Annotated in this window: 3 protein-coding genes; 1 reads left to right on the forward strand and 2 read right to left on the reverse strand. The window is 69.0% G+C overall.

Annotated features, from left to right (window positions below; all coding sequences use genetic code 11):
• The first annotated feature begins 176 nt into the window (after nt 1-176).
• The gene (locus ACDELDRAFT_RS20225; RefSeq protein ID WP_005799930.1) at nt 177-1,526 is read left to right on the forward strand and encodes an LLM class flavin-dependent oxidoreductase; all 1,350 of its coding nucleotides are present in this window, start codon (nt 177-179) and stop codon (nt 1,524-1,526) included.
• Nucleotides 1,527-1,711: 185 nt separating this feature from the next.
• Here ACDELDRAFT_RS20225 and ACDELDRAFT_RS20230 read toward each other — a convergent pair whose 3' ends face one another.
• Both ACDELDRAFT_RS20230 and ACDELDRAFT_RS20235 read right to left on the reverse strand, forming a co-directional pair.
• A complete protein-coding gene (locus ACDELDRAFT_RS20230) occupies nt 1,712-2,863 on the reverse strand; it encodes an acyl-CoA dehydrogenase family protein (protein WP_040330099.1) in 1,152 nt (383 codons plus the stop codon).
• A 58-nt stretch (nt 2,864-2,921) separates the two neighbouring features.
• Nucleotides 2,922-3,586 (reverse strand): transporter substrate-binding domain-containing protein (locus tag ACDELDRAFT_RS20235; protein WP_005799932.1); only part of this gene is annotated, 665 nt, incomplete at its 5' end.

A 3,586-nucleotide genomic window follows, 5' to 3' on the forward strand; every position in this document is an offset into this window, starting at 1 on the left:
CCGCGTGCCGCGTGCCGCGTGCCGCACGCCGCACGCCGCACGCCGCACGCCGCACGCATATGGTTCCTTGAAATTCTGCGTTCACAGCGCGCGGGGTGCTCGGTAACGTGGCAGCAGCCGGTCCCGCATGCCGCGGGCCGGGCTACCCACCGACCTTTTTTGCCCAAGGAACCCAGATGACCCAACGCAAGCTGCGCCTCGGCGCTTTCATCATGGCCACCGGCCACCACATTGCCGCGTGGCGCCACCCCGGCTCGCAGGCCGACGCCGGCGTCAACATCGACCACTACATCGCGCTGGCCAAGACGGCCGAGCGCGGCCGGTTCGACCAGGTGTTCGTGGCCGACAGCCCCGGCATCAAGCACACGGGCGACGAGGAGTCGTTCAGCCGCCAGGGGCGCATGTCGCATTTCGAGCCCGTCACGCTGTGGGCCGCGCTGTCGGCCGTGACGCAGCACATCGGCTTTGTGGCAACGGCCTCCACCACCTACGAAGATCCGTTTCTGCTGGCGCGCAAGTTCGCCTCGCTCGACCATATCAGCAAGGGCCGCGCCGCCTGGAACGTGGTGACGACCAGCGCCGATTCGGTGCATGGCAACTTCGGCCTGGCGGCCCACCCCGACCCCGCTGTGCGCTATGAGCGCGCCCATGAGTTCGTGGACGTGGTCAAGGGCCTGTGGGACAGCTTTGACGACGATGCCTTTGTGCGCGACCGCGCCTCGGGCGTGTATTTCGACCCGCAGAAACTGCACAAGCTCAACCACGTGGGCAAGCACCTCAAGGTCGAAGGGCCGCTGAACATCGAGCGCCCCCCACAGGGCCACCCGGTGATCGTGCAGGCGGGCTCGTCGGAAGACGGCAAGGAACTGGCCGCCGCCACGGCCGAGGCGATCTTCACGGCCTGGACCAGCCTGGCCGAGGCGCAGGCCTTCTACCGCGACGTGAAAGGGCGCATGGCCAAGTATGGGCGTCGCCCCGAGGAACTGCTGGTGCTGCCCGGCATCTCGCCGGTGATCGGCCGCACGCAGGAAGAGGCCGAGGCCAAGTGGGCCGAGCTGCAGGCGCTGATCCATCCCTCGGTCGGCCTGGCCACGCTGGCACCGTTCTGGCCGCTCGACGAGCTGCAGCGCTGGGACCTGGACGCCCCGCCGCCGTACTACCCCGAGCCGCCCAAGGGCGTGAACAGCCGGGCGCATGTGGTGATCGAACTGGCGCGGCGCGAGAAATACACCATCCGCCAGCTCTACGAATACCTGGCGGGCGCGCGCGGCCACTGGGTGGTGATCGGCACACCCGAGACCATTGCCGACCGCATGCAGGAGTGGTTTGAAAATGGCGCGGCCGATGGCTTCAACATCATGCCGCCGGTGCTGCCGCAGTCACTGGACGAGTTTGTGGACCTGGTCATCCCCGAACTGCAGCGGCGCGGCCTGTTCCGCACCGCCTACGAAGGCCGCACGCTGCGCGAGAACCTGGGCCTGGCGCGGCCCGAGAGCCGCTATGCGCATGCGGTGAAGGCAGCCTGATACGGCGTTGCCGTCAACCGGATCGCTTTGGTGGCCTGCCTCGCCGTGCCGCAGCACTGTCTTCGGCTTCCCGCCTGGTTATCCGGCTGAATGCCAACCCGTAGCGGGCTTGCGCGCGCAGCCCTGTCCATGGCGGGCCGGGTTGGGCGCTTTGCCGTGTCCGCTGTCGTTATCAGCCGTAGTTATCAGCCGTAGTTGGCGGGCTGCGGCAGCTCGCCGTTGAGGGCCCAGCGGCCCAGGGTCTGGAGCTTGTAGTCCAGCGGATCGTGCAGGGTGTGCGTGCGCACGTTGCGCCAGAAGCGGTCGTAGCCCAGGCTGGCGCGGGTGCCGCGCGCGCCCACCACTTCAAACAGTTCCTGGCTGGCAAACAGGCCGGCGCGGTGCGCAATCACCTTCGCCTCGGCCACCGCCAGGGCCACTTCGCCACGCTGCGCTGCGGTCAGCGACTGGCCGCGTTCCCAGGCGGCCTGCACGGCGTACGCTGCGCGCTCGGCCAAAGCGGTGGCGGCGGCAATCTGGGCCTGCATGTCGCCCATGCGGCTCAGCAGGTAAGGGTCTTCGGTGGCGCGGTCCACAGCGGCGGCAATCCAGGGGCGGCCCTCGGCATGGGCGTACTGGCGCGCCTCGTGCTGTGCGCCCTGGGCAATGCCCAGGTACAGGTTCACCAGCACCAGTTGCGCCAGGCAGTTGCGCAGGGTGTGGAACACGGTGGGGGGCGTGTGGTGGTCGCGCATCACGTCGGTACCGGCCAGCAGCACCTGGTCAAAGCGCACCGAGCCGCTGTCGGTCTGCCGCTGGCCGACCGGGTCCCAGTCTTCCTGCACCGCGATACCTGGCGCATCCGTGGCCAGAATGCCCAGCACGGGCTGGTCGCCCTCGGGGTGGCGGGCCGACACCGTCATGTAGCTCGACCCGCGCGTTCCCGAGCAAAAGCCCTTGGTGCCATCGAGCACAAAATCAGGCCCCTCGCCCTGGGCCAGCAGCCGCGTGTCGCGCGGGTTCAGGGCATTGCCCCACCAGCCTTGCTCGTCGGCTGTGCGGCGCAGCCAGCGGTGCTGCTGCTCGGCATTGCCGTAGATGAGCACGGTGGCCACCTGCAGCTGATGAAAGGCCAGCAGATGGGCCAGGGAACTGTCCACGGTGGCCACCTGGCGCACCAGGCGGTAGATGTCGGGCCAGGGCTGCTCCAGGCCGCCATGCTGCTGGGGAATGGCCAGGCGCAGCAGGCCGGCGTCGCGGATGCGTGCCTTTTCCAAGGTGGCGTGGCCGCCCTGGCGGTCGCGTTCGACGGCGGTCTGGCGCAGGGTGTGGAGCAGTTCGGTCAGGTCAAAAGGCATGGTGAAAAAGGGAAAGCGGAAGAAGAAAAAAACGGGGGGCTCCAGAGCCACGGCGGCATCAGTGGCAGATGGCACCGTCCTGCAGCAGGGCCACTTCGAGCACGACAGTGCTGGTGCGATGCAACCGGGCCTGGGTTTCGAGCCCCTGGGCGCGCCATTGCTGCAGCAACGCATCGAGGTGCCGGGCCGATGCGGGGTCGGCCTGGGCCAACTGCACCTGGGCCGATGGGGCGGGCGCGATGGCACCGTCGAGCAGGCGATAAAAGCGCCATTCGGTCTGCGCCAGCAGCCGTTGCAGCAGGCCTTCGTCTTCGGCCAGCGCGGCGCATTCTCCGGCCATGAAGGCGCTGACGGCATGCACTGTTGAGCGGTATTGCACAGGGCGTGCGCCCAGGCCTTCGCGCAGTGGCCCGGCGTAGGGGCTGCCCTGCGCCACGCAAACGGCTTGGCCGTTCAATTGCGCCGTGCGGTCTAGCGGGCCCTTGCGCAGGGCCACGATGCGGCCCGGCCCTGTCACATACGGCACGGTGCCGCGCCGGGCGGCATCGGTGGGTGCCGGGCCGGCAGGGCTGCCTGCGAGCGCCAGGTCCACCTGGCCTGCCGCCATGGCCGCAGCCCACTGCGCGGGTGGCAGGCCCACGAGTCGCACCTTCACGCCCAACTGCCCGGCGATATGCCGGGCCAGGTCGGCGTCGTAGCTGTCGGGTTCGGGGGCAGGGGATC

The sequence above is a fragment of the Acidovorax delafieldii 2AN genome (assembly GCF_000175235.1).
GTDB lineage: Bacteria > Pseudomonadota > Gammaproteobacteria > Burkholderiales > Burkholderiaceae_C > Acidovorax > Acidovorax delafieldii_B.